At 68.2% G+C, this 25,596-nt stretch carries 20 protein-coding genes, 1 tRNA gene and 1 riboswitch; of the genes, 13 read left to right on the top strand and 8 right to left on the bottom strand.

The window, feature by feature from the left end; genetic code table 11:
* Positions 1–78: 78 nt before the first annotated feature.
* A tRNA-Arg gene (locus tag DESPIGER_RS09215) sits at positions 79–155 on the bottom strand.
* 316 nt (positions 156–471) lie between these two features.
* On the opposite strand from DESPIGER_RS09215, the gene DESPIGER_RS09210 reads away from it, so the two are divergent.
* On the top strand, positions 472–1,155 hold the full coding sequence (locus DESPIGER_RS09210; protein ID WP_072335896.1) for a metal-dependent hydrolase: 684 nt from the start codon (positions 472–474) through the stop codon (positions 1,153–1,155).
* 171 nt (positions 1,156–1,326) lie between these two features.
* Here DESPIGER_RS09210 and DESPIGER_RS09205 read toward each other — a convergent pair whose 3' ends face one another.
* The 3 genes from DESPIGER_RS09205 to DESPIGER_RS09195 all read right to left on the bottom strand — a co-directional run bounded on the left by DESPIGER_RS09205 (position 1,327) and on the right by DESPIGER_RS09195 (position 5,928).
* Positions 1,327–3,693: a long-chain-fatty-acid--CoA ligase gene (locus DESPIGER_RS09205; protein WP_072335893.1), complete on the bottom strand. Its 2,367-nt coding sequence runs from the start codon at positions 3,691–3,693 to the stop codon at positions 1,327–1,329.
* A gap of 135 nt (positions 3,694–3,828) precedes the next feature.
* The gene (gene rimO, locus DESPIGER_RS09200) at positions 3,829–5,193 is read right to left on the bottom strand and encodes a 30S ribosomal protein S12 methylthiotransferase RimO (RefSeq protein ID WP_269456889.1); all 1,365 of its coding nucleotides are present in this window, start codon (positions 5,191–5,193) and stop codon (positions 3,829–3,831) included.
* A gap of 150 nt (positions 5,194–5,343) precedes the next feature.
* Entirely contained in the window at positions 5,344–5,928 is a 585-nt protein-coding gene (locus tag DESPIGER_RS09195; protein WP_072335890.1) for a hypothetical protein, read from the bottom strand.
* 171 nt (positions 5,929–6,099) lie between these two features.
* Here DESPIGER_RS09195 and panC point away from each other — a divergent pair, with 171 nt between their 5' ends.
* The 6 genes from panC to DESPIGER_RS09165 all read left to right on the top strand — a co-directional run bounded on the left by panC (position 6,100) and on the right by DESPIGER_RS09165 (position 14,638).
* On the top strand, positions 6,100–6,948 hold the full coding sequence (panC, locus tag DESPIGER_RS09190) for a pantoate--beta-alanine ligase (RefSeq protein ID WP_072335887.1): 849 nt from the start codon (positions 6,100–6,102) through the stop codon (positions 6,946–6,948).
* Between the two features lie 145 nt (positions 6,949–7,093).
* The gene (gene metK / locus DESPIGER_RS09185) at positions 7,094–8,266 is read left to right on the top strand and encodes a methionine adenosyltransferase (protein WP_072335884.1); all 1,173 of its coding nucleotides are present in this window, start codon (positions 7,094–7,096) and stop codon (positions 8,264–8,266) included.
* 334 nt (positions 8,267–8,600) lie between these two features.
* A complete protein-coding gene (locus tag DESPIGER_RS09180; protein ID WP_072335882.1) occupies positions 8,601–10,001 on the top strand; it encodes a Na+/H+ antiporter NhaC family protein in 1,401 nt (466 codons plus the stop codon).
* Between the two features lies 1 nt (position 10,002).
* Positions 10,003–11,100, top strand: coding sequence for a chorismate synthase (aroC, locus tag DESPIGER_RS09175; protein WP_072335879.1), 1,098 nt, complete (start codon positions 10,003–10,005; stop codon positions 11,098–11,100).
* 95 nt (positions 11,101–11,195) lie between these two features.
* Positions 11,196–13,493 (top strand): ATP-dependent RecD-like DNA helicase, encoded by a 2,298-nt coding sequence (locus DESPIGER_RS09170; RefSeq protein WP_072335876.1) that lies wholly within the window; start codon positions 11,196–11,198, stop codon positions 13,491–13,493.
* A 95-nt stretch (positions 13,494–13,588) separates the two neighbouring features.
* Positions 13,589–14,638 carry an acyltransferase family protein gene (locus DESPIGER_RS09165; RefSeq protein WP_072335873.1) on the top strand — a complete coding sequence of 350 codons (1,050 nt, stop codon included), beginning with the start codon at positions 13,589–13,591 and terminating at the stop codon, positions 14,636–14,638.
* Between the two features lie 543 nt (positions 14,639–15,181).
* Here DESPIGER_RS09165 and DESPIGER_RS09160 read toward each other — a convergent pair.
* Positions 15,182–15,826, bottom strand: coding sequence for a class I SAM-dependent methyltransferase (locus tag DESPIGER_RS09160; protein ID WP_072335870.1), 645 nt, complete (start codon positions 15,824–15,826; stop codon positions 15,182–15,184).
* A 106-nt stretch (positions 15,827–15,932) separates the two neighbouring features.
* On the opposite strand from DESPIGER_RS09160, the gene DESPIGER_RS09155 reads away from it, so the two are divergent.
* From DESPIGER_RS09155 to DESPIGER_RS09145, 3 genes are all read left to right on the top strand, one after another.
* Positions 15,933–16,925 (top strand): ATP-binding protein, encoded by a 993-nt coding sequence (locus DESPIGER_RS09155; protein WP_072335867.1) that lies wholly within the window; start codon positions 15,933–15,935, stop codon positions 16,923–16,925.
* A gap of 203 nt (positions 16,926–17,128) precedes the next feature.
* Positions 17,129–18,490: a DUF2201 family putative metallopeptidase gene (locus tag DESPIGER_RS09150; RefSeq protein WP_072335864.1), complete on the top strand. Its 1,362-nt coding sequence runs from the start codon at positions 17,129–17,131 to the stop codon at positions 18,488–18,490.
* Positions 18,491–18,506: 16 nt separating this feature from the next.
* Positions 18,507–19,028 (top strand): hypothetical protein, encoded by a 522-nt coding sequence (locus DESPIGER_RS09145; RefSeq protein ID WP_072335861.1) that lies wholly within the window; start codon positions 18,507–18,509, stop codon positions 19,026–19,028.
* 172 nt (positions 19,029–19,200) lie between these two features.
* Here DESPIGER_RS09145 and DESPIGER_RS09140 read toward each other — a convergent pair whose 3' ends face one another.
* Positions 19,201–20,109, bottom strand: a complete 909-nt coding sequence (locus DESPIGER_RS09140) for a LysR family transcriptional regulator (RefSeq protein ID WP_072335859.1) — start codon at positions 20,107–20,109, stop codon at positions 19,201–19,203.
* Between the two features lie 129 nt (positions 20,110–20,238).
* On the opposite strand from DESPIGER_RS09140, the gene DESPIGER_RS09135 reads away from it, so the two are divergent.
* On the top strand, positions 20,239–21,213 hold the full coding sequence (locus DESPIGER_RS09135; protein ID WP_072335856.1) for a DMT family transporter: 975 nt from the start codon (positions 20,239–20,241) through the stop codon (positions 21,211–21,213).
* Positions 21,214–21,411: 198 nt separating this feature from the next.
* On the opposite strand, the gene ribB is transcribed toward DESPIGER_RS09135, so the two are convergent.
* Entirely contained in the window at positions 21,412–22,068 is a 657-nt protein-coding gene (ribB, locus tag DESPIGER_RS09130) for a 3,4-dihydroxy-2-butanone-4-phosphate synthase (RefSeq protein ID WP_072335854.1), read from the bottom strand.
* Positions 22,069–22,188: 120 nt separating this feature from the next.
* Positions 22,189–22,343: riboswitch (FMN riboswitch) on the bottom strand.
* A 197-nt stretch (positions 22,344–22,540) separates the two neighbouring features.
* On the opposite strand from ribB, the gene DESPIGER_RS09125 reads away from it, so the two are divergent.
* Positions 22,541–23,077, top strand: a complete 537-nt coding sequence (locus DESPIGER_RS09125) for an Hsp20/alpha crystallin family protein (RefSeq protein WP_072335851.1) — start codon at positions 22,541–22,543, stop codon at positions 23,075–23,077.
* 368 nt (positions 23,078–23,445) lie between these two features.
* Here the strand turns inward: DESPIGER_RS09125 and serS are convergent, their stop codons facing one another.
* Positions 23,446–24,723, bottom strand: coding sequence for a serine--tRNA ligase (gene serS, locus DESPIGER_RS09120; RefSeq protein WP_072335848.1), 1,278 nt, complete (start codon positions 24,721–24,723; stop codon positions 23,446–23,448).
* Between the two features lie 131 nt (positions 24,724–24,854).
* Between serS and DESPIGER_RS09115 the strand changes: the two genes are divergently transcribed.
* Entirely contained in the window at positions 24,855–25,457 is a 603-nt protein-coding gene (locus DESPIGER_RS09115) for a hypothetical protein (protein ID WP_072335845.1), read from the top strand.
* Positions 25,458–25,596: the final 139 nt, after the last annotated feature.

The raw sequence follows: 25,596 nt of genomic DNA, 5'->3' as shown, positions 1-25,596 counted from the left end.
CTGCTCCGGCCTGTGAGGCCCGGCCCGCAGGCACGAAAAAAGCCCCCGCGAGACATTCTCGTGAGGGCCTGAAATCTGTGGCGCGCCCGGCGAGATTCGAACTCACGGCCTTTGGCTCCGGAGGCCAACGCTCTATCCGACTGAGCTACGGGCGCACACGTGTCTTTCTAGGCAAAGGGCGTGCCGCTGTCAAGTCCCGCCCCGGGCCGTCCGCCGGGGCGACACCAGCGGCCGAGCCCCGTGCCCCGGCCTGTCAGGAAAAACGAAAAAGGAACCTCCCGCGCAGCGCCTCCGGGGGACGCATCCCGCCTCCCTTCCGCCGTCCGCCGGAGACAGCGCGGCGCCTGCCGGAAGCGGCAGCGCCACGGCGGTCCGCTTTTTCCGCGTGACAATCTCCTAGTCTGGCCCTATACTTTTGCTCCCGTTCCGGGCTTTCCGCCGCCCTGCGGCCCCCAAACAAGGAGAACAACCATGAGTCAGATCCTCTGGTACGGCCACTCGGCCTTCAATATCAGCTGTGGCGACACGCACGTCGTCGTGGACCCCTTCCTGACGCCCGCTTCCGGTGTCACCGCCGGCAGCATCGGCCCGGTGGATGTGGTGCTGGTCACCCATGACCATGCCGACCATGTGGGCGATACCGTCAGCATCTGCCAGAACACCAAGGCCATGCTGGGCGCCATCGTGGGCACGGCCCAGAAACTGGTGGACCTCGGCGTGCCGCCGTCCCGCCTGCTCAACGGCATCGGCTTCAACATGGGCGGCACCGTGGCCCATGCGGGCTTCGAGTTCACCATGACCCAGGCCTACCATTCCAGCGAGTCGGGCTCCCCGGCCGGCTACATCATCCGCACGCCTGACGGCAAGCACATCTATCATGCGGGCGATACCTGCATCTTCGCGGGCATGGAGCTGTGGGGCCGCCTCTACCCCCTCGACGTGGCCCTGCTGCCCATGGGCGGCGTCTTCACCATGGACGCCCGCCAGGCGGCCCTGGCCTGCAAGCTGCTGGGCTGCAAGCAGGTCATCCCCATGCACTGGGGCACCTTCCCGGTGCTGGCCAAGGACACGGAAGCCTTCAAGGCCGAGCTGGCCCGCGTGGCCCCCGGCTGCACCTGCATCGATCTGCTGCCCGGCCAGTCCGTGCAGATCTAGCGCTTCTTTTTTTGGGGGGGAGCCCCAGGGCCCCTTCCCCGGCGCGTCCCATCGGACAGAACAGCCCTTCCTGCCACGGCAGGAAGGGCTGTTCGCTTTTCCCAAAGCCGGGAACCGGACGTATCCGCCCGCAGGGATGCAGGGCGGGCCGCCTCCCGGCCATATCGCTTTTTACTTTTTCCCGTCGTCGCCCCTGCCGCGGGCCTTGTCCAGCAGTTCTCCGGCCTGCTGGCCCAGCTCACCGGCTTTGTCGCAGGCCTCATGCAGCAGCTCTCCGGCCTTCTGACGGGCCCCGCCCACCACTGCACCGCTCTGGCGGCGCAGCTCTCCGGCCTTCTGGCGGGCTTCCTCCACCATCTCTTCGGCCTGGCCGCGCAGGGAACCCATCTTTTCCCGGGCGTCTTCCAGCAGCTCGCCCGCCTGCTGGCCCAGTTCGCCCGCCCTGTCGCGCGCCTTGTCCACCATCTCGCCGCTCTGGCGGCGCAGTTCACCGGCTTTCTGGCGCGCTTCCTCCATCATCTCCCCGGCCTTGCCGCGAGCCTCGTCCAGCAGTTCGCCGGCCTTCTGGCGGGCCCCGCCCACCACTGCACCGCTCTGGCGGCGCAGCTCTCCGGCTTTCTGGCGGGCTTCCTCCACCATCTCTCCGGCCTGGCCGCGCAGGGAGCCCATCTTTTCCCGGGCGTCTTCCAGCAGCTCGCCCGCCTGCCGGCCCAGGGCCTGGGCACGGGTGGGCACCGCGGCGGGCCGGTCCGGCGTGGGCAGCAGGCGGTCCTCGTCGCCCTGCCCCCGGGCCACGCGCACGGCTTCCTCGTCACGCAGGATACGGCGCAGCACCTTGCCGATGAGGCTCTTGGGCAGTTCCTCGCGGAACTCGAAGAACTTGGGCACCTTGTAATTGGCCAGATGCGTCCGGCAGTGGGCCGTCAGCTCGGCCGTGGTCAGGGTCTCGCCGGGGCGGGGCACCACATAGGCCTTGAGCACTTCGCCGCGGGTGGGATGCTTGACGCCCACGGCCACGGCCTCGGCCACCTTGGGATGTTCGTACAGGACCTCGTCCACTTCGCGGGGGTAGACATTGTAGCCCCCCACGATGACCAGGTCCTTCTTGCGGTCCACGATGTAGTAATAGCCCTCTTCGTCATAATAGGCGATGTCGCCCGTATGCAGCCAGCCGTCGGCCAGGGTGGCGGCCGTCTCCTCGGGGCGGTTCCAGTAGCCCTGCATGACCTGCGGGCCGCGCACCAGCATCTCGCCTTCCTCATGGGGGCCCAGGACGCGGCTGCTGTCGTTGATGTCCACGATGCGGATCTCGGTATGGGGGAAGGCCACGCCGATGGAGCCTTCCTTCTGCGGGCCGTCCAGCGGATTGGCCGTGACGCAGGGCGAGGCTTCGGTCAGACCGAAACCTTCGGTGATGCTGGCATGGGTCATGCTCACCCAGCGGCGCAGGGCCTCGGTGGGGAACGGCGCCGAGCCGGAGACGCAGATCTCGATGCAGGTGAGGTCGTATTTCGTGATGTCCTTCTGCTGCATGAGCGACATGTAGACCGAAGGCGCTCCCACGAAGAAGGTGGGGCGGAAGCGGGCGATGGTCCGCAGCAGGTCGGCGGGCGTGTAGCGCGGCACCGGGATGGTGGTGGCCGCCAGGGCCGTGGGCAGGATGATGTTGCCCACCAGGCCGAAGACGTGGAAGAAGGGCATGATGCTCAGGAAGGACATGGGCTTGCAGTTTTCCCAGTCCATGTGCAGGATGGCCAGCAGCTGCTGCATCTGGGCCGAGAGGCAGGCATGGCCCAGCATGGCGCCCTTGGGCTGGCCGGAGGTGCCGCCCGTGTACTGGAGCAGGGCCAGGGCGTCACCGGGGTCCTCGTCGGTGGGCACGCTGAAGCGGCCGCGGACCTTGATGAAATCCTTCCAGCGCAGCACGTCCTGCCCGTAGGGCACCTGCGGCACCTGGCCCTCACGGCGGGCCTTGAGGCGGTACAGCCAGTTGAGCGGGAAGGCCAGGCCGTCGGCGATGCCCGTGACCACGACCAGGCGCAGGGGCAGGCGGTTGCGCAGGGGCTCGAGCTTGGCCCAGAGCAGATCCAGGGTCACCAGCACTTCGGCCCCGGCATCATTGAAATGGTGCAGCAGCTCCTTTTCCATGTAGAGCGGATTGGTCATCACCGCCACGGCCCCGGCCTTCATGATGCCCCAGAAGGCGATGACGGTCTGCGGGATGTTGGGCAGCATGACGGCCACCCGCTGGCCGGGCTTGACGCCGCGCAGGCGCAGGGCCTCGGCAAAGCGCTCCGCCGCCTCGTGCAGACGGCGGTAGGTCATCTGGAAATTCTGGAAACGGATGGCCAGACGGTCGCCGTGCGTCCGGGCGGCCCTGTCCAGCAGCGAGGCCAGATGCATGGGCCGGATGACGCATTCCGTGTCCTCGTGCCCCGCAAAATGCCGCCACCAGCCGGGGCGTTGTCCGTCGTCCAGGATATTTTCCGTGGCGCCGTCCAGGGGGCGGGCCGTTTCCGTCTGCGAAGGGGTAGTCATGCGCTGCTCCAGATGCATGCTGCAAGGGTTGGGCGTGGCGCACGGCGCCCACGTCGTCCTCCCCGGCCCGGAGACCGGGGGCCGTCATCGGCAGGGGCGCCGAAGCGCCCCTGCCGGACACCATTCAAAAAGGGATCAGGCCAGGGCTGTCAGATCGTAGGTGCTGCTCTCCACGATGTCGCCCTGCACCAGCGCACCGGGGGCCACACCCGGGCCGCTCACATAGGTGATGCCGTCCACTTCGGGCGCCTGGAACCAGACGCGGCCCACATGCAGGCCCGGCCATTCGTCATGGGGCGCGTCCACCAGCACCGGCATGGTCCGGCCCACCACTTCCTGCAACTGCTGCTCGCTGATGCCGGCCTGTATCTCCATGAGCGCGGCGCGGCGTTCCTCGCGTACTTCCACGGGCACCTGGTCGGGCATGGCCGCCGCGGGCGTGCCCTCCTCGGCCTGATAGGCGAAGACCCCCAGATGGCGGAAGCGTGTCTCCTCCACGAAACGGCACAGGGCCTGGAAATGTTCCTCGGTCTCGCCGGGATAGCCCACGATGAAGGTAGTGCGCAGGGCGGCCCCGGGCAGGGCCTCGCGCACGCGGTCCACCACGCGGCGGGGATCATGGGCGAAGGGGCGGCCCATGCGGGTCAGCACCTCGGGATGGGCGTGCTGCAGGGGGATGTCGAAGTAGGGCAGCAGCTGCGGCCCGGCCTCGCGCATGTAGCGCAGCAGTTCGGGCGTGACGCCGCTGGGGTAGAGGTAGAGCAGGCGCAGCCAGGTCAGGCGGTCCAGGGGCAGCAGCTCGTCCAGCAGTCGGGGCAGGCTCTGGGGCGTGTCGAAGTCGCTGCCCCACGAGGTCAGGTCCTGGGCCACCAGGACCAGTTCGCGCACCCCGCCGGCCAGCAGGCCGCGGGCCTCCTCGCGCAGGTCGGCGGCGGGCACCGAGCGCAGCGGGCCCCTGATGGAAGGGATGGTGCAGAAGGCGCACTTGTGGCGGCAGCCCTCGCCCACCTTGAGCCAGGCATAGGACGGGCCCGTGGAGAGCAGGCGGCCCGGCGCCGCGGGCGCGGCGGGCAGGCCCAGGGCCTCGCGCACCATGCCGGGCCAGTGCTCCAGCTCGCTGGTGGGCAGCCACAGGTCCACCTCGGGCAGGTCGGCGGCCAGATCCCTGACGCCGTAGCGCCCCACCATGCAGCCGGCCACGGCCAGCAGGGGGCGGCGCTTGCAGCGGCCCAGGCGCTCCACGGCATCGAGGACGGAGCGGATGGACTCGCGCACGGCAGGTTCGATGAAACCGCAGGTATTGATGAAGACCAGGCGTGCCCGGCCCATGTGTTCCACGCTGCGCACGGGCATGCCCAGCGAGCCCAGCAGATGCTCGGTATCCACACGGTTCTTGGGACAGCCCAGGCTCAGGGACCACACCGGCAAAGAGCCGGACGCACGGGCGCGCGTCAGGGGCGCGGCCGCTCCGGCTGCGGAAGAAAAGGAATGGACGGTCATGGGGACAGCCTATCCGTCTCTGTTTTTTTTGTCATCACAAATTGCGCGACAGGATTGCGCAGGCAACGGGACAGGCGGTGGCCCGGCAGGAGGCTCGCCGCCGTGAGGACGGCAGTGCCCCGGGGCCGGGAGCGGAGGGGGCGCGGCGGCTCAGAAGGCGTGGGCACGCCACGGCAGGGCCAGGAAGCGCAGGCTGTGCGGCTGGATGACCAGCAGCCTGCCCTGCTGCACGTCGGCACTGCGGGTCACGAAGCTCCCGCGCGGGATCAGCGTCACGGCCTCGTCTTCGTGGCTGCAGTCGAAAAGGTGCAGCAGGTCCCCCTCCATGCGGTCGGCGCAGGTCCAGTGCCGGTTCATGGGCGGCGTCTCGGGCGTCAGGTGCCGCAAAAAGCGGAACAGGATGCAACGTCCCTCGCCCGGGGCCAGCCAGGCCCGGCAGGCCTCCCACAGGGCCTCGGGCGCAACGGCCACGCCCTCGGCAAAGGGCTTTTCGATGCGCAGCGGGTAGCGCTGCCGGCGGGCCTGGAGCATGTCGTCCACCAGCTGCATGTAGTCCGTGTCCTGCTCCAGCACGGCCCGCAGGGCATCGGGCTTCCCGGCCAGGGAAAGCAGGGTCTCGTTGAGGATGTCGCGCGCCTTGAGCGTCTGGATGCCGTGGGTCAGGCGCAGGGCGTTGAGCACGGCATAGATGGCGCAAAACGTATCCAGTTTCCCCTGGAAAAAAGGTTTGGGCATACGAACCTCCGCATGCTGTTATGCCTGTTCCCCCCGGGCAAGGCAACCGGAAACGCCGGACAGGACAGAAGTTTTTTCGTCCCGGCCCGCCTGCGGGGCTTTTGCGGCTTTACAAGGCCTGCCGCAGCAGGTATAAGGGAATCCCCACTAACTATATCACCATACCTTGATATGCAGATATTCACCACTCCCCAAGATCTGGCGGCCCAGTGCCGCTCCTGGCACGCGGCCGGCGAGGACATCGCCCTTGTGCCCACCATGGGCTATTACCATGCCGGTCACGAGGCGCTCATGGACCAGGGCCGCGGCCTTGCCAAGCGTCTTGTGGTCAGCCTTTTCGTGAACCCCGCCCAGTTCGGCCCCAATGAAGACCTTGCGGCCTATCCGCGCGACATCGAGCGCGACACGCGGATCGCCGCCGCCCACGGCGCGGACGCCATCTTCATCCCCGAGCCCGCGTCCATGTACGCGGAAGACCACGCCACCTGGGTGGAGGTCCCGGCCCTTTCCCGCATCATGTGCGGCCTGAGCCGTCCCACCCATTTCCGCGGTGTGTGCACGGTGGTGCTGAAGCTGTTCATGCTCACCCAGGCCGACGTGGCCGTCTTCGGCCAGAAGGACTGGCAGCAGCAGGCCATCCTGCGCCGCATGGTGCGCGACCTCAACGTGCCGGTGCGTATCGAGACCTGTCCCATCGTGCGCGAGGAAGACGGCCTGGCCCTCTCCTCCCGCAATGTCTACCTCACCGAGGAAGAACGCCGCCAGGCCCCGTGGATCCACCGCGGCCTGCAGCTGGCCCGCGACATGGCCCAGAAGGGGCAGACCCACGCCAAGATCCTGCGCGAGGCCGCCCTCTGCACCTGGGCGGACCACCTGACCCTGGGCCGTCTGGACTATCTCAGCGTGGTGGACCCCGTGTCCATGGAGCCCCTGGACACCGTGGACGGCCCGGCCCTCATGGCCTGTGCCATCCGCATGGGCAAGGCCCGCCTGATCGACAACATCCTGCTCAGGGACTAGCGGACAGGCCAGCATGTTTTTTCGGCAGGGGCCGGCGCTGCTGCCTGGGCCCGGCTCCCTCATGCCTGCCGCCCCCACGGGCGGTGCAGGCGACCTGCGGCCCCAAGACGGCCGCGGGCCATACTGAACCATGGAGAACAGACCAATGCAAACCAAGGGCAAATATTTCTTCACCTCCGAGTCCGTGACCGAAGGCCATCCCGACAAGGTGGCGGACCAGATCTCCGACGCCGTCCTGGACACCCTGCTGGCCCAGGACCCCGATGCCCATGTGGCCTGCGAGACCCTGGTGACCACCGGCATGGCGGTCATCGCCGGCGAGATCAGCACCACGGGCTACGCCGACCTGCCCCACGTGGTGCGCGAGACCATCCGCGAGATCGGCTACACCAGCTCCGACATGGGCTTCGACGCCGACACCTGCGCCGTGATCTCCTCCATCGACCACCAGTCCCCGGACATCGCCCAGGGCGTGCTGCGTGCCGCTCCCGAAGACCAGGGCGCCGGTGACCAGGGCATGATGTTCGGCTTTGCCTGCAGCGAGACCCCCACCCTCATGCCCGCCCCCATCTTCTGGGCCCACCAGCTCTCCCAGCAGCTGACCAGGGTGCGCAAGGACGGCACCGTGCCCTTCTTCCGCCCCGACGGCAAGACCCAGGTCTCCTTCGAATACATGGACGGCAAGCCCGTGCGCATCAACAACGTGGTGGTCTCCACCCAGCACGCCGCCTCCGCCTCCCAGGCCGACATCATCGAAGCCGTGAAGAAGCACGTGATCCGTCCCGTGCTGGAGCCCTCCGGCTACTTTGATGAAAAGGACTGCGAGATCTTCATCAACACCACCGGCCGCTTCGTGGTGGGCGGCCCCATGGGCGACTGCGGCCTCACCGGCCGCAAGATCATCCAGGACACCTACGGCGGCAGCGGCCATCACGGCGGCGGCGCCTTCTCCGGCAAGGACCCCTCCAAGGTGGACCGTTCCGGCGCCTACATGGGCCGCTACATCGCCAAGAACGTGGTGGCCGCCGGTCTGGCCCCGGTGTGCGAAGTCCAGATCGCCTACTGCATCGGCGTGGCCGATCCGGTGAGCGTGCTGGTCTCCTCCCAGGGCACCAGCGACATCCCCGACGAAGTGCTGACCAGGGCCGTGCGTGAAGTCTTCGACATGCGCCCCTACTTCATCACCAAGCGTCTGGACCTCAAGCGTCCCATCTACTCCAAGACCTCCTGCTACGGCCACTTCGGCCGCGAGCTGCCCGAGTTCACCTGGGAAAAGACCGACGCCGTGGCCGACCTGCGCACCGCCGCCAAGGTCTAGTCCGCACGACTGATCCGAGATCGAAGGCCGGGGCTTCCCCGGCCTTTTTTGTATCCGCCGCCCGGTGTCCCGCCCTCCCGGGGCGGCCCATCCCGCGGCAGCTGCCGTGACGGCCGGGGAGCATGCACGCCCCGCCGCACCGCGCGCCGGGGCAGGCCGTGCCCTGTCCGGCCTGCAACTTGCAAGCCCTGTACGGATCACGTATATTGAGCGATTACGGATACCGTGACATCCGCCGCCGCGCCCGGCGCGCGGCACAGCCACCGACCCCCAAGGCAGGCGGGGCCCGCGGGCCTGCCGCCATCCCATCCACCTTTCCGCGTGCCGAGGCATCATGAACCCGCAAACCCACACGGCCCCGCAGGAACAGCCGGAAGCGCCGGCTTCCTTTGCCGCCATCCTGCCCCTGCTGCTCTTTTTGCTCATCTTCATCGGCACGGGCGTCAGCCTGAGCCTGACCGGCGTGGACATGGCCTTCTACCAGCTCTCCGCCACCGTGGCCATCCTGCCCGCCATCGCCCTGGCCCTGATGCAGGGCCGGGCCCGTCTGGCCAAGAAGATCACCATCTTCCTCACCGGCGTGGGCGAGATCAACATCATCACCATGTGCATGATCTACCTGCTGGCGGGCGGTTTCGCCGCCACGGCCACGGCCATCGGCAGTGTCGACGCCACGGTGAATTTCGGCCTTTCGCTGGTGCCCCCGGCCTTCATCCTGCCCGGCCTGTTCCTCATCGGCGCCTTCGTGTCCACGGCCATGGGCACCAGCATGGGCACCGTGGCCGCCATCACGCCCATCGCCCTGGGCGTGGCCGCCCAGACCAGCATCGAGGTGCCCGTGCTCATGGGCGTGGTGCTGGGCGGGGCCATGTTCGGCGACAACCTGTCCATGATCTCGGACACCACCATCGCCGCCACCCGCACCCAGGGCTGCGAGATGGGCGACAAGTTCCGCATGAACTTCCTCATCGTCCTGCCCGCCGCCCTGCTCACCGTGGCCCTGCTCTGGTTCTCGGCCTCGGGCGGCACCGAAGTGGCCCTGCACGACTTCGAGCTGGTCCGCGTCCTGCCCTACATGGCCGTGCTGGTGCTGGCCCTGACCGGGCTCAACGCCTTCATCGTCCTGGCCGCGGGCATTTTGCTCAGCGGTCTGGTGGGCCTGTTCTGCGGCATCCCCGGCGCTGAAGGCCAGATCGTGCCCTACAGCCTGCTCCGCTGGGGGCAGGACATCTACAAGGGCTTCACCGGCATGAACGAGATCATGGTCCTGTCCATGCTCATCGGCGGCCTGGGCGAGCTCATCCGCTACCACGGCGGCATCGCCTGGCTGCTGGCCCGCGTGGACGGCCTGGCCCGGCGCCTGGCCGGGAAAGACGGCCGCAAGGGCTCCTCACGGGTGGGGGAATCCTGCATCGCCCTGCTGGCCAGCCTGGCCGACATCTGCACGGCCAACAACACCGTGGCCATCATCCTCACCGGCGGCCTGGCCCGCGAGATCGCCCTCAAGAACGGCATCGACCCGCGCCGCAGCGCCAGCCTGCTGGACATCTTTTCCTGCGTCTTCCAGGGCCTGATCCCCTGGGCCGCCCAGCTGCTGCTGGCCGGTTCCCTGTCCAGGATCTCGCCGCTGGAGATCACCATCAACAACTGGTACTGCATGCTGCTGGCCGTGGCCGGCACCCTGGCCATCATCCTGGGCCTGCCCCGCGTCAAGGCCCGCAGTACGGAGGTCTGATATGGCGGGCAATTCCTTCGGGCGCATCCTGCGCCTCACTTCTTACGGCGAATCCCACGGGCCCGGCCTGGGCGGCGTGCTGGACGGCTGCCCCGCGGGCCTGCCCCTGGGCGAGGAAGACCTGCAGCGCGAGCTGGACCTGCGCAAGCCCGGACAGGGCGCCACGGCCACCAAACGCAAGGAATCCGATACCGTCCGCATCCTTTCCGGCGTGTTCCAGGGCCTGACCACGGGCACGCCCATCGCCTTCCACATCGCCAACGAGGACCAGCGCTCCCGCGATTACGGCAACCTGGCCCAGGTCTTCCGTCCCGGGCACGCGGACTGGGGCTTCTTCAAGAAGTTCCACGGCATCCGCGACTATCGCGGCGGCGGCCGCTCCTCCGGGCGCGAGACCGTGGCCCGCGTGGCGGCCGGGGCCATCGCCAAAAAGCTGCTGGCCACGCGCGGCATCCGGATCGTGGCCGGGGCCGTGGAGCTGGGCGGCATCGCCGTGCCCCCCGCAGCGTACGACCTGGACGCGGCCCTGTCCCGTCCTTTCTTCGCCGCCGCCGACAGCGTGGTCCCGCTCTGGGAAGAGCGCGTCGCCACGGCCCGTGCCGCCGGGGACACCCTGGGCGGCGTGGTGCAGGTGGTGGCCCGCAACGTGCCCGCCGGTCTGGGCGAGCCCTGCTTCGACAAGCTGGACGCCCGGCTGGCCTACGCCCTCATGGGCGTGGGCGCGGTCAAGGCCGTGGAGGTGGGCGAAGGCTTTGCCGCCGCGCGCCTCACCGGCTCGCAGAACAATGATCCCATGCTGCCCGGCGGCCGCTTTGCCAGCAACCATGCGGGCGGCATCCTGGGCGGCATCTCCAGCGGCCAGGACATCGTGCTGCGCGTGGGGGTCAAACCCATCGCCTCCATCGCGCAGGAACAGCGGACCATCGACGTCCACGACCAGCCCGCCACGGTGCGCATCGGCGGCCGTCACGACCTGGCGGCCATCCCGCGCATCGTGCCCGTGCTCACGGCCATGACCGCCCTGGTGCTGGCCGACGCCCTGCTGCTGCAGGAGCGCATGGCCGTCCTGCCCGTGCCCGACGGCGTGGACTGGTTTTGACCTGTGGCGGGGGCGGGAGCCCTTTTTCCCGCGGTAAAACGGTCTCCCTTCCCCCGCAAGCTCCCCATCCCTCCAAAAACCGCTTCCGGGCTGCCATGTCTGACGAACTCCCCCTGCTGCGCGATCCCGATGCCGCCGAACTCACCGGCACGCTGGAACGGGTGGTCTTCCACAACGAAGAGAACGGCTATACCGTGCTGCGCCTGCTGCCCGACAGGGCCCTGCCCGTGGAGGCCAGGGTCAAGGGCGCGCCCAGCCGCACGGTGAGCCGCGATCCCGTGACCTGCGTGGGCCACATGGTCAACCCGCAGGCCGGGGTGCAGCTGCGGGTCAGCGGCCGCTGGGTCAACAACGCGCGCTTCGGCCGCCAGCTGGCCTTCGACATGGCCGAGGAGATGCTGCCCGCCACCAGCGAGGGCATCCGCCTGTACCTGGCCTCGGGCCTCATCAAGGGCGTGGGCGAGGAGATGGCCGGGCGCATCGTGGCCGCCTTCGGCACGGACACCATCCGCGTGCTGGACGAAGAGCCAGAACGCCTGCTCAAGATCAAGGGCGTGGGCAAGAAGAGCTTCGAGAAGATCAGGGACAGCTGGGCCGAGCACCGGGGCATCCGCGACCTGCTGCTCTTTTTGCAGCCCCACGGCATCACGCCCGCCTATGCCGTGCGCATCTACCGCGCCTACGGCGGCGAGGCCCTCAACGTGGTGCGCGAGAACCCCTACCGTCTGGCCATGGACATCCGGGGCATCGGCTTCGTGACGGCCGACGCCGCGGCCCGCAAGCTGGGCTTTGCCGAGGATCATCCCCTGCGCATCCAGGCCGGGCTGCTCTATGTGCTGCAAAAGGCCACGGACGACGGCAACGTCTTCCTGCCCGAGGAGGAACTGCTGGACCAGGCCTGCCGGCAGCTGGACGTGGACCGCGACCTGGCCCGGCAGGCCGTGCTGGCCCTGGAGCAGGAAGAGCGCGTGGTGCGCGAGAGCCTGGACGAACTGCCCGGGCGCCTGCCCGCGGTCTTCCGCGAGGACGGCGACGAGGCGGAAGCGCCGGAAGTGGCCGTCTACCTGCGCCGCTACCATCATTATGAATCCAGGACGGCCTTCTATCTGCACCGTCTGCTGCACTCGCCCAAGGCCGTGCGCTTTGCCGAGCCCGACGCCCTGGTGGAGAAGGTCACGGAATCCCTGTCCATCAGCCTGGCCCCGGAACAGCTGGAGGCCGTGCGCACCGCGGCGCGCAGCAAGGTCATGGTGCTCACCGGCGGCCCCGGCACGGGCAAGACCACCATCATCAACGCCATCATCCGCCTGTTCGCCGAGGTCAAGGCCAGGATCCTGCTGGCCGCGCCCACGGGCCGCGCCGCCAAGCGCATGAGCGAGACCTCGGGCCGCGAGGCCCGCACCATCCACCGCCTGCTGGAATACAGCCCGCAGGAGGACGGCTTTGCCCGCAACGAGGACAACCCGCTGGCCTGCGGCCTGCTGGTGGTGGACGAGGCCTCCATGATGGACACCCTGCTCTTCTACCACCTGCTCAAGGCCGTGCCCCTGGGCGCCACCGTGGTGCTGGTGGGCGACGTGCACCAGCTGCCCTCCGTGGGGCCGGGCAACGTGCTGGCCGACATCATCGCCTCCGGGGCGGTGCCCGTGGTGGAGCTGACCGAGATCTTCCGCCAGTCGGCGGAAAGCGAGATCATCTGCAACGCCCACCTCATCAATAAGGGGCAGGTGCCCTCGCTGGAATCCAGCAGGGACAGGCTCTCGGATTTCTATTTCATCCACCAGAACGACCCGGAACGCGCCGCCGACATGGTGGTGGATCTGGTGCGCAACCACATCCCGCGCCGCTTCGGCCTGGACCCGGTCAACGACATCCAGGTGCTCACGCCCATGCACAAGGGGGCCGTGGGCGCGGCGCAGCTCAACCTGCGCCTGCAGGCCAGCCTCAACCCCAACGGGCTGGAAGTGCGGCGCGGCGACCGCAGCTTCCGCCTGCACGACAAGGTCATGCAGATCCGCAACAACTACGACAAGGACGTCTTCAACGGCGACGTGGGCCGCATCGTCTTCCTGGACGGCAAGGAACGGACCCTGAGCGTGCGCTATGACGACCGTGTGGTGCCCTATGACTTCGATGAGCTGGACGAGCTGACGCCCGCCTACGCCATCTCCATCCACAAGTCGCAGGGCTCGGAATACCCCGCCGTGGTCATCCCGCTGATGATGCAGCATTATGTGCTGCTGCAGCGCAACCTGGTCTACACCGGCGTCACGCGCGGCAAAAAGCTGGTGGTGCTGGTGGGCGAGAGCCGCGCCCTGCACATGGCCGTCAAGAACAACAGGACCCGCACCCGCCACACCCGCCTTGCCCTGCGCCTGCAGCCGTTGACATAGCCCGCCATCCGGTTTAGGAGGCAATAATCCTTATCTGCACGATAAGAATTTTCGCCACGCCTGCGCCGGGTATCCGGCCGGATCAAAGGTACTGCATGACGCAAAAGCACTATGACCTGACCTTCCACTATTTCAGGGCCTTCGCCATCGTCTCCGTCATGCTCACCCACATGTGGGTGGGCCCCGTCCTCGCGGGCAGCGAGGACGCCGCCAGGCTCCAGGACAGCCTGCGGTTATGCCTTTTCCACTCCGCCACCATCTACTTCGTGTTCATCTCCGGCTACCTGTTCGACTTCGTGAACCGCCGGAAAGGCCCGTTCTCCCCCCTGCGCTTCTACAAGTCCAAGATCGTCAACGTCTTCTGCCCCTATCTCGTCCTTTCGCTGCTCCTGCTGGCCGCGGGCTGGGTGTCCCACCACTGGTTCGGCTACGACATCCCCTTCATCAACGACGGCACGCCCGTGGCCTCCCCGGGGGACGTGCTGCGCTGTCTGGCCTACGGGTCGGCCAGTCTGGTGCCCTACTGGTACATCCCCTTCATCATGACCGTGTTCAGCGCCGGGCCGCTCATCTTCCATCTGCCCACCGGGCTGCTGCAAAAGATCCTGCTCCCGGCCGCCGTGCTGCCCCTGCTGGTGCCGCGCCTGCTGGTCTCGCCCCTGCGCAACCTCTGCTTTTTCGTGCCCATCTTCCTCATGGGCGTGTACTGCGCCCGCAACCGTGACGCCTGCATGGCCTTCATCCGCCGCCACCTCGGCGCCATCCGCGTGACGGCCGTCATGAGTTCCCTGCTCATCGTGGCCGACCATTACTTCGGCAGCTTCATGCCCAATATCGAAGGCGCCTACTATGTGCAGAAACTCTGCATCGGCTCCTGGGTGCTGGACCTGCTGGAAGGCATGGACAGAGAAGTGCCGGTCCTGGACTTCCTGGCCCGCTACAGCTTCCCGCTCTTCTTCCTGCACGCCATCTTCCAGGGCATCTTCCAGGCGCCCCTGTTCCAGGTGCTCGGCGCCGCGCTGCCCGGACAGGTCTTCACCATCGCCAACCTCACCGTGAGCGTGGAGATCGCCCTCTGCATCCTCTGCATCCTGGCCATCAAGAAAGTCATGGGCAAACGCTCGCGCTACCTCATCGGCGGCTAGGACACGAGCGCGCCCGCCACGGCCGCGGTACCGCGGGACGGCGCCCGCAACGCCGGAGCCACCGGAAGGGCGGGCCCGGCCCCCGTTTCCCGGCCATCACGGCACCGGCGACGGACACAAAAAGGGGGGACACTGTCCCCCCGCGCCGTTGCGTGTCGCGGCCAGCCCGCCGCGGCGCGGCCGCCATTTTCCCTGCGGCGGCCTCACGGCATGGGCCCCGGCGCCTCCTTCCCTATGCCGGGCGGATGCCGCCGGAAAGCTCCCATACCGCCGGGAACCGGACACCGGACGACCCGCAGGGCCCGTCCCCGTCTGTCTGCATCCCCTGCGGACAGCCGCCCGTGAAGGGGGCTTGCCGCAGCCGCGCCCATCTGAAAAAGCGCAGCGGGGAAGGATGGGACCTGGAGGGGAAAACCCTCTCGCGCGGGCGGCGACCAAAGGCGGCCGCAGGCCGTCCCCGTTAACGACGAAGGCGCGTTACGGGTACCGCAGCAAAGATGAGGGGGCCTTCCCCTGCCAAGCTGCGGCTCATGTCGGCACTCGCTAGCAGGCCTGGGCCCAGCCCGCCGGGAACACGTCCAGGGGCACGGGACGGCACAGATCGCAGGCGGGCTGCAGCCAGTGCAGGAGCACGCGGCCCTTGCCCCGCAAACGCAGGGGCGGCAGGCACAGCAGCCCGGCCCTGTCCGCCAGGGCGTTGAGCGTCTCCGCCGTGTGTCCGGCCGGTACGGGACCGCCGCTTTCCCGGCCGCCCGCGCACACCAGCACGCACTGGCCGCCGGGGCGCAGCAGGCGCCGGACCTCGCGCAGGCAGGCGGGCAGGTCCCCTGCCCAGAACGCGGGCTCGAACGCGGTGATGACGTGGAACATGGCCTCGGGGAACGGCAGGGCGGGGAGCGTGCCCCGGCAAACATGGACCCTGCCCCGGGCCACGTCATGGCGGTTGCGCGATATGGCCGCCCATACCGCCGCCGCGCTGGTGTCCACACCGTGGACCGTCCCCGCATACAGGGCCAGCTGGGCCAGGGCATGGCCGCCACCGCCCAGGTCCAGGACCACGTCGCGCGTCCGCAGCCGCAGGGAACGCGCGACCTCCCGGTGCACGGCAGCGTGGCCGCCCTGCTTCAGGTACAGCGAAAAACGCTCCCAGACGCCCCCGGGATGGATGATATGCCGCCGGATATCCATGCTTGCTGCTCCTTGCATGCGCCGCCCCGGAAAAGACTTGCCTTGCATGCCCTCCCCGTATATCCTAATTGAAAATGAAATTCAATTTATTTAAAAGGACCCCCGTATGAGACCCAGCCATGTCCGCGAGGCGCTGCACCATCTGGTGCGTATCCGTCAACCCGTGTTCCTCTGGGGCCCGCCCGGTGTGGGCAAGAGCCGGCTGGTGGCCGACGTGGCCCGCCGCCAGGGCCGCAGGCTCCACGACCTGCGCGCCGTGCTGCTGGACCCCGTGGACCTGCGCGGCCTGCCCCGCATCAGCGACGAGGGCATCACCTCCTGGTGCGTGCCGGAATTCCTGCCCCATCCGCAGGACACGGACGAAGGCATCCTCTTCCTGGACGAGCTCAACGCCGCGCCCCCGCTGGTACAGGCCGCCTGCTACCAGCTTGTCCTCGACCGGCGCGTGGGCCAGTACCGCCTGCCCGACGGCTGGGCCGTGGTGGCCGCCGGCAACCGCGAGAGCGACCGGGCCGTGACCTGCCGCATGCCCTCGGCCCTGGCCAACCGCATGGTGCATCTGGATGTGGAATGCCATGTGGACGACTGGCTGGACTGGGCCCGTGACAACGGCATCCGCGAGGACATCCAGGCTTTTTTGCGTTTCCGGCCGCGCCTGCTGCTCGACTTCGATCCCCGCTCGTCGGACAGGGCCTTCGCCTCGCCGCGCTCCTGGGAATTCGCCTCGCGCATCCTCGATGCCGCCCCGGAAGGCCCGCTGGAAGAAGAGCTGCTGGCCGGGACCATTGGCCAGGCGGCCGCGGCGGAGCTGAGCGGCTTTTTGCGGGAATGGCGCCATCTGCCCAGTGTGGAGAGCGTCCTCAGCGCTCCCGAAGAAGCCCCCGTGCCCGCTGACCCGGCCTCCCTCTACGCCCTGTGCGAGGCCCTGGCCCTGCGCACCGCGCCCGCCACCCTGGAGGCCCTGGCCGTCTATGCCGGACGTCTGCCCGCCGAGTTCGGCGTGCTGCTCATGCGCGATGCCGTCCGTCAGGATCCCGCCGTGGTGGAGAGCGAGCCCTTTGCCCGCTGGGCCCGCGACAACGCCGAGGTCCTGATGTGAACAGGGACGATCTTCCTGCCCTGCACCGAGCCCCCCTCTCCCGGGGCGTGCGTGTCCCCTCCTCCGTCAGCCGCCGGGATGCCGTCCCGACGACCGAAGACACCCGCTCCAAACCAGACGCCGCGGTATGCCCGCCTTCCCCGGAAACGCCCGGGACAGCAGGGCAGGGACCCCGGCCGGAACGCCCGTCCGCACCACAAGGTATGCGCCACGGCCTTGCGGCGGACGTTCCGACCACCCCTCTGGAACAGCGAGCCCTCACGGCCATGATCCGGGCCCGGGCGGCACTGGTGCTCCGGCAGCCCTTTTTCGGCTCCCTGGTCCTGCATCTGGACCTGAAAGCGGACAGCTCCTGCCGCCACCTCTGGACCGACGGCCGCACGCTGGCCTTCAACCCCGCCTGGGCGGCCACCCTGCCCCATGAACGGCTGGTGGGGGCCCAGGCCCACGAGGTCATGCATCTGGCCTGCGCCCACCATGTCCGGCGCGGCGGGCGCGATGCCCGGCTCTGGAACGAGGCCTGCGATGTGGTGGTGGATGCCCTGCTGCTCGATGCCGGCTTCCGGCTGCCGCAGGGCCATCTGGAACATCCCGAATACGCGGGGCTCAGCGTGGACGAGGTCTATGCCCGCCTGGCCGCCCTGCAGGACACGCCCCTGCACGGCGGCGCGCAGCAGCAGGCCGCCGGACGCAGGCCCCGGGAAAAGGGCTCCGGCCGGCAGGAGCATGACGGCCGGGAGCGGCAGGACGCCCCTCCTGCGGCCGCCCCCTCCCGTGAAGGGACGGCGGACGAGGCCGCCCCGGAAGCCGCGGGCAAGGCCCGTCCCGCCGGGCGCAAGCCGGAAAAAGGGCAGCCTGTCCCGTATTTTTCCGGTGAGGTCCGCGACCATCCCCTGCTGGAGGACGGCCAGGGAGACGCGCGCCACAAGGCGGAACAGGAGGCCGAACTGCGTCTGGAGCAGGCCCTGCAACGGGCGCGGCACATGGGACGCGAGCCCGCGGGCTTCAGCCGCCTGCTGCGCGGCGGCCGCCACGACGGCGGCACGGACTGGCGCGGCCTGTTGCGCCGCTTTCTGGAGAATTGCGCCCTCAACGACTACACCTGGAGCGCGCCCAACCGGCGTTACCTGCACCACGGCATCTACCTGCCCGGGCGGCAGGAACAGCGCATCCCGCAGCTGGCCGTGGCCGTGGACTGCTCGGGCTCGGTGGACGATGCCGCCCTGTCCCTGTTCTGCGAAGAACTGTCGTCCATCCTCGCGGCCTACGAGACGGAACTGGTGGTCATCTTCCACGACAGCCGCGTGCAGGCCGTGCAGACCTTCCGGCGGCAGGACCTGCCCCTGCACCTGCGCCCCGTGGGCGGCGGCGGCACGGACTTTAAGCCCGTGGGCCGCTGGCTGGACGACAACGGCCTGCGCCCGGCCTGCCTGCTCTGGTTCACGGATCTGGAATGTTCGTCCTTCCCCGACGAGCCCGCCTGCCCCCTGCTCTGGGCCGTCTGGGGACAGGGAGGGGAACGGCCCCCCTTCGGCGAGCTGCTGCGCCTGCCCGCCGGAGCCTGACCATCAAGGAGCCTGTATGCGGATCACCTGGAAAATAGAAAAAAAGCGCGGCAACCTGCGCCCTGTCCTGACCTATACCGTCACCCTGGAAGACTTTGAACGCGCGCTGGCCACACCGCCGCTGAGCATCACCTCGCTCATCCCCGAGCCGCCGGAATCCTGGCAGGAACACTGCTGGCCCGGGCAGCACGAACGGGCCGGGCGGGACGGCAGCGATGACCGGCCGCACTACCAGCTCTCCATCCCGTCCCACAAGGGGCGGCACGGCAGCCAGAGCCTGCGCCTGCCCTGGCGCGAGGACAACAGCTATCCCGAGGTGGAGGCCTCCTTCCGCCTGCTGCGCGAGGCCTTCGCCAGGGAAGTGGAACGGGCCGGGGCCAGCCGCCCCATGCATGAGGAGAACAGCCTTGAGCTGGGCGGCACCACTCTGCGCACCGTGGCCCCGGCCATCCTCGGCCAGCGCTTCCTGGAAGCCGCGGGCAAGGCCCAGGCAGGGGCTTGCACCGGCCAGGACAGGCGGATGCCGCACCGGCCGTGAAAGGCCTTCCCGGGGGACGGCCTTTCGCCATGCGGGCCCGCGTCCCGCCCGGACGCACACCACGGCCGGGGGCTCTGCGCCCTGTCCCGCGCCCCGCGCGGGCGGAAAGGCCCCCTGCCGGCCGGAAGGCACGAAGGCCCGCCCGGGACGGCGGCCCCGGCCGTCCCGGAGCTCAGGCCGCGTCCCCGGCCGTCGCCTCCTGGATGAGCATGTCGCGCAGGCGGCGTGCGGCCAGGCTCAGGGTGTGGCCGTCATATTCCAGCAGGCTGATGCTGCGCGGCGGGATCGTTCCCGTGATCCGCAGGGCGAACACCTCGCCGGCGTCCAGTGCCGCCCTGGCGGCCGGTTCCGGCAAAAAGCCGATGCCCAGGCCGTGCCGGGCCAGCTCCAGCACCAGGCCCGTGGTATCGGGTTCCATGGCCGGGACAAAATCCACGCCCCGCGCCTTGCACAGGCTTTCCAGAAATTCAAAGGTAAGGCTGCCCTGCTTGTGGCAGATGAACGGATGCCGCATCACCTCGTCCAGGGGCACGTCCCTGCCGCGCAGCCGGCCGAAGGCCGGCGAGGCCACGAAAACGTCCCGCAGCGGGCACAGGCATGTCTCCTTCAGGGCCCGGAAACCGCCGCCGGGCACGGCGGCCACGGCGAAGTCGATGGCCCCGGACTTGAGCTCCTCGATGGCCTGACGGGACGTACCGCCGAACAGCCGGAGCCGCACCCCCGGATACTGGGCATGAAAGCGGTCCAGCCGCGGCAGCAGCCAGTGGCGCAGCGCCGTCTCGCTGGCCCCCAGGGCGATGCTGCCCGACTGCAGGCCCACGGCCTGCTCCAGCTCTTCCCGGCCCCGGCGGAACTGCTCGCAGCCCGCCTCCACATGGGCATAGAACACGCGGCCTTCGGGCGTGAGCTCCACGCCGCGCCGGTTGCGGATGAACAGGCGGCAGCCCAGCTCGCGTTCCAGGGCCGCCATGGAGCGCGATACCGCGGGCTGGCTGGTGAACAGCATGGCCGCCGCCCGGCTGAAATTGCGGCAGCGCGCCACCTGGTAGAATATCCGGCAAAGCTCCCAGTTCAGCTCCATGCGCTCTCCTGTCATGCATTTTTGATATGGCTATGATATCAATTAAGCATTTTACCGTATCAGGACACCCTGCTATAGGCAAGCGCAGCACTTCTCCCGCAACCGTTTTCCAACCAGGGATCTTGAACGATGAACCGCGGATACATTTTCATTCTGCTTGCCACCGTCTTCTTCAGCTCCATGGAAGTGGCCCTGAAGACCGTGGCCCATGATTTCAACCCCATGCAGCTCACCTGCACCCGCTTCCTCGTGGGCGGGCTGCTGCTCATCCCCTTTGCCCTGCGCGGCCTGCGCCAGCACGGGGCACGGGTCACCGCCGCCGCGTGGAAAGGCTTTGCCGGGCTCGGCTTCGTGGGCCTGGTGGTGAGCATGATGCTCTACCAGATGTCCATCCTCTACGCCCCGGCCTCGGTGGTCAGCGTGCTGTTCAGCTGCAACCCCGTGCTGGTGCTGGCGTTTGCCTATCTCATCCTGCGCTCCGACATCCGGCCCCAGCACATCATGGCCCTGGTGGTGGAAGTGGCGGCCGCCGTCATCATCATCGACCCGCTGCACACCACGCTGGACCCCGCGGGCATCATCCTGGTGCTGCTCTCGGCCGCCACCTTCGCCCTGTATGCCGTGCTGGGCAAAAAACAGTGCGCCCGGTATTCCGGCGTGGCCGTCACCTGCTTCAGCTGTCTGGCCGCCAGCGCCGAGATGATCGTCCTCATGCTCGTCAGCCACATCCCCGCCGTGGCCGACGCCCTCCGGGCCGCCGGCCTGCCCATGTTCGCCGCCATGCCCTTCTTCAGCGGCTACACCACGGCCAACATCCTCAATGTGCTCTACATCTGCGTTTTCATCACCGCGGGCGGCTATGCCTGCTACTTCATGGGCATGGAGGCCACCTCCGCCATGCAGGGCTCGCTGGTCTTCTTCCTGAAGCCGGTGCTGGCGCCCATCCTTGCCATGCTGCTCCTCGGCGAGGAGATCCCCTGGAACATGTGGGCCGGCATCAGCCTCATGCTCGCGGCTTCCATCATCTCCATGATCCCCACATGGGAGGCCCTCATGGCCCTGCGCCCCTTCCTCCTGGACCGTCTCCTGCACCATCAGCACTGATCCGGCGGAGGCGATCCTCCTCCGTCCCGCCGCCATCCCGGGCCCGGGCATGAAAAAAGGACGCTGCACAGCGTCCTTTTTTTTCATACTTGCCCGGCCGGCCGCCGGCAGCGTTCTTTCCTGGTATGCATCGACTCCGGCCGGCGGCCACGGCAAGCCCTGTCCCGGGACAGGAAAAGGGGATCAGACGGCTGGGGCTCAGGCCCGGCCCTCCTGCCGTTCACGCCAGCGCACGATGTCCGCCACGGCCAGCAGGGGCAGGTCATGGGCACGGGCAAAGTCCGCCACCTGCGGCAGGCGCGCCATGGTGCCGTCATCGTTGGTCAGCTCGCACAGCACGCCGCAGGGCGGCAGGCCCGCCAGGGACATCAGGTCCACGGTGGCCTCGGTATGGCCGCGCCGCTCCAGCACGCCGCCGGGGCGGGCCCGCAGCGGGAACACATGGCCGGGATGGCGCAGGTCCCCGGGACGCGCGTCCTCGGCCACGGCGGCCTTGACGGTGGTCACCCTGTCGGCGGCGGAAACGCCGGTGGTCACGCCCTCGGCGGCCTCGATGGAGATGGTGAAAGCGGTCTGCTGGGTATTGGTGTTGCGGGCCACCATGGGCGGCAGGTCCAGGCGGGTGGCGCGCTCGTCAGTGAGGCACAGGCACACGATGCCGCTGCAATGCCGGATGAGGCGGGCCATCTGCGCGTTGGTCAGGCTGTGGGCGGGATAGATGAGGTCGCCTTCGTTCTCGCGGTCCTCGTCGTCCACCACCAGGACGCCCCGGCCCGCGCGCACGGATGCCAGGGCGCGTTCCATACGCGTTTCCCAATCACCAAAAGAAGCCAGGATATCGGGGGACTGATGCATCATCGTCTCCTTGGTCGGCCCGGACGGGCCGGAAGATGTGCATCAGGGCACGGCTGCCGTGCGCGCTGCGGGGCGGCCGCCAAGACCGTCCTTTTTTGCGCCCCACACGGCAGAAAAACGAACCGTTCTCTTTCATCCGGACTGTTACCGTCGGCTCCGGGATCTCACCGGTATCTGCTGACCCGCACCACGTTGCATGGTACGGCGCTCGCGGGCTCATGCGGAAAACCGCCATCACCGCCGGTGGGGACTTGCACCCCGCCCTGAGAATGCAGCCACCATACGCCCGCCTCCGGGGTTTGGCAATCCCCGGCCATGCGGGCCGGAGATCCTCTCCGTCTGCCGGGAGCGGGCCGAAGCGCGCGATGGCGTCTTTTCCCCGTTTGCTGAAAAAAGTTTTCCACAGCCTGTTGACAACAAGCCGTCCCATCTTACTTCTATGGCAACAAGAAAAATATCAGGAGGCATTGAAATGAGCCTTATCCGTGTATATCCCCAGCATTGGTTCTCTCCCCGCAACGCCCAGCAGCCCGAACAGAGCTTCCAGCCCCTGGATCGCCTGCATCATGATATCGACCGTCTGTTCAATGGTTTCTTCACCCCCGGCTGGCCGACCAGCCTGATGGACAAGCCGCAGGCCGACATCCGTCCCAGCCTGGACATCCACAGCGACGACAAGGCCTACACCATCCACATGGAAGTGCCCGGTGTGGATCCCGATGAAGTCAAGGTCGAAGTCCGTGACGGCATGCTGACCGTTGAAGGCGAAAAGAAGATGGAAAGCTGCGCCGCCCCCGCCGCCGAAGGCGAAAAGGCGGAAGCCAAGGAACCCGTCTGCCATGTGCAGGAACGCGTCTACGGCTCCTTCTGCCGCCAGATCGGCCTGGCGGAAGATGCTGATGTGGACAACATCAGCGCCAGCCACAAGAACGGCGTGCTGACCATCGTCATCCCCCGCAAACAGCCCGAAGCTCCTGCTGCCCGTTCCATCACGGTGCAGAAACAGTAATCCCCCCTCTTGAGGAACCCTCCACCGGCTCCCACTCCTCGGGGAGCCGGCCCGCCCGCAACGGGCGGGGCTCCACGGCCTGCCGCGCATGCGGCAGGCCGCTTTTTTTATGCGCGCGCCCACGGCTGGACGGGCATCCCCCTCCCATACTCCGGCGCCGGGCACGGCAGCCGGCAGGCCCGAAGCGCCAGACGGCCTTCCCCGCCGGGGCCCGGGCAGCGCCCCTTTCCCGCCCATCCCGGCCCCTTCGCAGGGCACGGCTGCCCGCTCCCCGAACACGCCCTCTGTGTTTTCCACGGCACGGGCACGAAAAAAGGCGGCATCCCGCGCAGGGACACCGCCTTGTCAGATTCGCTGTCGACTGTGGATCACTTCCTGCCCGCAGGCTCGATGACTTCCACGCCGTCCATGTAGGGCACCAGGGCCCTGGGCAGCACGATGCTGCCGTCCTTCTGCTGGCCGTTCTCCAGGATGGCGGCCATGGCGCGGCCGGTGGGCAGGCCGGAGCCGTTGAGGGTGTGGCAGTAGGCGCTCTTGCCGCCCCTGGGCTTGAAGCGGATGTCCGCACGGCGGGCCTGGAAATCGATGCAGTTGGAGCAGGAGGAGATCTCGCGGTAGGTGTTCTGGGCGGGCAGCCAGACTTCCAGGTCATAGGTCTTGGCGGAACCGAAGCCCATGTCGCCCGTGCACAGGGTGATGACGCGGTAGGGCAGCTCCAGCTTTTCCAGCAGGGTGCGGGCATGGCCCACCATGATCTCCAGCTGGTTGAAGCTGTCGTCAGGATGGGCGAAGCGCACCATCTCCACCTTGGTGAACTGGTGCAGGCGGATCAGGCCGCGCGTGTCCTTGCCAGCGGCGCCGGCCTCGGAACGGAAGCAGGGCGTGGCGGCACAGTAGGCGCGGGGCAGGTCGGCCTCGTCCAGCACCTCGCCGGCGTGGATGTTGGTCAGGGGCACCTCGGCGGTGGGGATGAGGTAGTAGTCCCAGGCGGGCATCTTGAAGAGGTCTTCCTCGAACTTGGGCAGCTGGCCCGTGCCGATCATGGTGGCGCGGTTGACCATGAAGGGAGGACAGACTTCGATGTAGTCCTCGTGCTTCACATGCTGGTCCAGGAAGAAATTGACCAGGGCGCGGTCCAGACGGGCGGCCCAGCCCATGTACAGGGCAAAGCGGCTGCCGGCCAGACGGGTGGCGCGCTCGAAATCCAGGGCGCCGCCGCCCAGCTCCCAGTGCTGGCGGATCTCGAAATCGAACTGGCGCGGCGTGCCCCAGCGGAGCACCTCCACGTTCTCGGTCTCGTCCTTGCCCACGGGCACGCTGGCGTCCGGGATGTTGGGCACGCCCATGAGCCAGTTTTCCACAGCGGCCTTGGCTTCGGCGGTCTGCACGTCCAGGGCCTTGATGCGGGCCGACAGGGCGCCCAGCTCTTCCATCATGTGGGAGGCGTCCCCGCCTTCACGCTTGATCTGGGCCACCTGGCGGGAGGCGGCGTTCTGCTGCTGTTTCAGGCTTTCCACTTCGGCCAGCAGCGCACGACGGCGGCCGTCCAGTTCGAGGAACTCGTCCACTTTCAGCGGCGACTGCCGGTCGGCCAGGGCCTTGGCCAGCACTTCGGGCTGTTTTTGCACCAGTTTGAGGTCGATCATAAAAACTCCTGCATAGCATGCGCAATGTGGAGGCCACGCTACCACGAGCCCCCAGACCTTGCAAGACAAGGACATTGCGTATATAAAAAGTCTCAAAACTTTTTAAAACATCTTTCCTGCGAGACCTTGCCATGAAATCCGCCCGTATCACACGCCTCCTCCCCCTGTCGCTGGCGCTCATGCTGGCCATGTTCCTGACTGCCTGCGGTCCCAGCAACACCGTGCGCCTGCTTTCGCCCGCGCCCGCGGTCAATCCCGTGCTGCCCGCCCCCAACGCCCCGCGCGTGACCGTGGTGCCCTTCACCGACAACCGCCAGGATACCACCAACCTCGGCGTGCGCCGTGACGGCAGCGCCTTCGTGGCCAGCGACGACGTGGCCCAGTGGGTGAGCCGCGGCCTGGCCGACGAGCTGCGCCGCCAGGGCGTGCAGGTCTCCTATGCCCTGGACGAGAACCAGGCCCGCAGCGGCAACCCCGACTACATCGTCACCGGTACCGTGGAACAGGCCTGGCTGCGTGAGGTCTCCGCCACCGAACTGGCCACCTCCATGCGCGCCACCTACCGCCTGGCCAGCCGTGACGGGAAGAAGATCAGCAAAGAGACCCTCAACTCCAGCCAGACCCGCAGCGGCATCCCCTCCAGCGGCGCCGCCGAAGAGATCATGATCAGCAGCCTGCGCGATCTGGTGCAGCCCATGGCCCGCAAGATCAAGGCCATCGTGGACGGCAAGTAAACAGGATATCCCGCGGGGCCCCTCCGGGGGCCCTTTGCGTTCCGGGCCCCGCCGCGCGCGGGGCCTTTCCTTTTTGGGGCACTTGTTCCAGAATGGATGCCTGTTCCGGCCGCCGGACGAACGCGCCCCTCCCGTCCGC

Source organism: Desulfovibrio piger (assembly GCF_900116045.1).
GTDB lineage: Bacteria > Desulfobacterota > Desulfovibrionia > Desulfovibrionales > Desulfovibrionaceae > Desulfovibrio > Desulfovibrio piger_A.
The sequence above is the reverse complement of the archived record's forward strand: the minus strand, read 5'-3'. Positions and strand labels throughout refer to the sequence as shown.

Bases quoted from the DNA above. Each gene is read 5' to 3' on its own strand.
- DESPIGER_RS09210 (WP_072335896.1), top strand. From the start codon at position 472: ATGAGTCAGATCCTCTGGTACGGCCACTCGGCCTTCAATATCAGCTGT.
- DESPIGER_RS09205 (WP_072335893.1), bottom strand. From the start codon at position 3,693: ATGACTACCCCTTCGCAGACGGAAACGGCCCGCCCCCTGGACGGCGCC.
- rimO (WP_269456889.1), bottom strand. From the start codon at position 5,193: ATGACCGTCCATTCCTTTTCTTCCGCAGCCGGAGCGGCCGCGCCCCTG.
- DESPIGER_RS09195 (WP_072335890.1), bottom strand. From the start codon at position 5,928: ATGCCCAAACCTTTTTTCCAGGGGAAACTGGATACGTTTTGCGCCATC.
- panC (WP_072335887.1), top strand. From the start codon at position 6,100: ATGCAGATATTCACCACTCCCCAAGATCTGGCGGCCCAGTGCCGCTCC.
- metK (WP_072335884.1), top strand. From the start codon at position 7,094: ATGCAAACCAAGGGCAAATATTTCTTCACCTCCGAGTCCGTGACCGAA.
- DESPIGER_RS09180 (WP_072335882.1), top strand. From the start codon at position 8,601: ATGAACCCGCAAACCCACACGGCCCCGCAGGAACAGCCGGAAGCGCCG.
- aroC (WP_072335879.1), top strand. From the start codon at position 10,003: ATGGCGGGCAATTCCTTCGGGCGCATCCTGCGCCTCACTTCTTACGGC.
- DESPIGER_RS09170 (WP_072335876.1), top strand. From the start codon at position 11,196: ATGTCTGACGAACTCCCCCTGCTGCGCGATCCCGATGCCGCCGAACTC.
- DESPIGER_RS09165 (WP_072335873.1), top strand. From the start codon at position 13,589: ATGACGCAAAAGCACTATGACCTGACCTTCCACTATTTCAGGGCCTTC.
- DESPIGER_RS09160 (WP_072335870.1), bottom strand. From the start codon at position 15,826: ATGGATATCCGGCGGCATATCATCCATCCCGGGGGCGTCTGGGAGCGT.
- DESPIGER_RS09155 (WP_072335867.1), top strand. From the start codon at position 15,933: ATGAGACCCAGCCATGTCCGCGAGGCGCTGCACCATCTGGTGCGTATC.
- DESPIGER_RS09150 (WP_072335864.1), top strand. From the start codon at position 17,129: ATGCGCCACGGCCTTGCGGCGGACGTTCCGACCACCCCTCTGGAACAG.
- DESPIGER_RS09145 (WP_072335861.1), top strand. From the start codon at position 18,507: ATGCGGATCACCTGGAAAATAGAAAAAAAGCGCGGCAACCTGCGCCCT.
- DESPIGER_RS09140 (WP_072335859.1), bottom strand. From the start codon at position 20,109: ATGGAGCTGAACTGGGAGCTTTGCCGGATATTCTACCAGGTGGCGCGC.
- DESPIGER_RS09135 (WP_072335856.1), top strand. From the start codon at position 20,239: ATGAACCGCGGATACATTTTCATTCTGCTTGCCACCGTCTTCTTCAGC.
- ribB (WP_072335854.1), bottom strand. From the start codon at position 22,068: ATGCATCAGTCCCCCGATATCCTGGCTTCTTTTGGTGATTGGGAAACG.
- DESPIGER_RS09125 (WP_072335851.1), top strand. From the start codon at position 22,541: ATGAGCCTTATCCGTGTATATCCCCAGCATTGGTTCTCTCCCCGCAAC.
- serS (WP_072335848.1), bottom strand. From the start codon at position 24,723: ATGATCGACCTCAAACTGGTGCAAAAACAGCCCGAAGTGCTGGCCAAG.
- DESPIGER_RS09115 (WP_072335845.1), top strand. From the start codon at position 24,855: ATGAAATCCGCCCGTATCACACGCCTCCTCCCCCTGTCGCTGGCGCTC.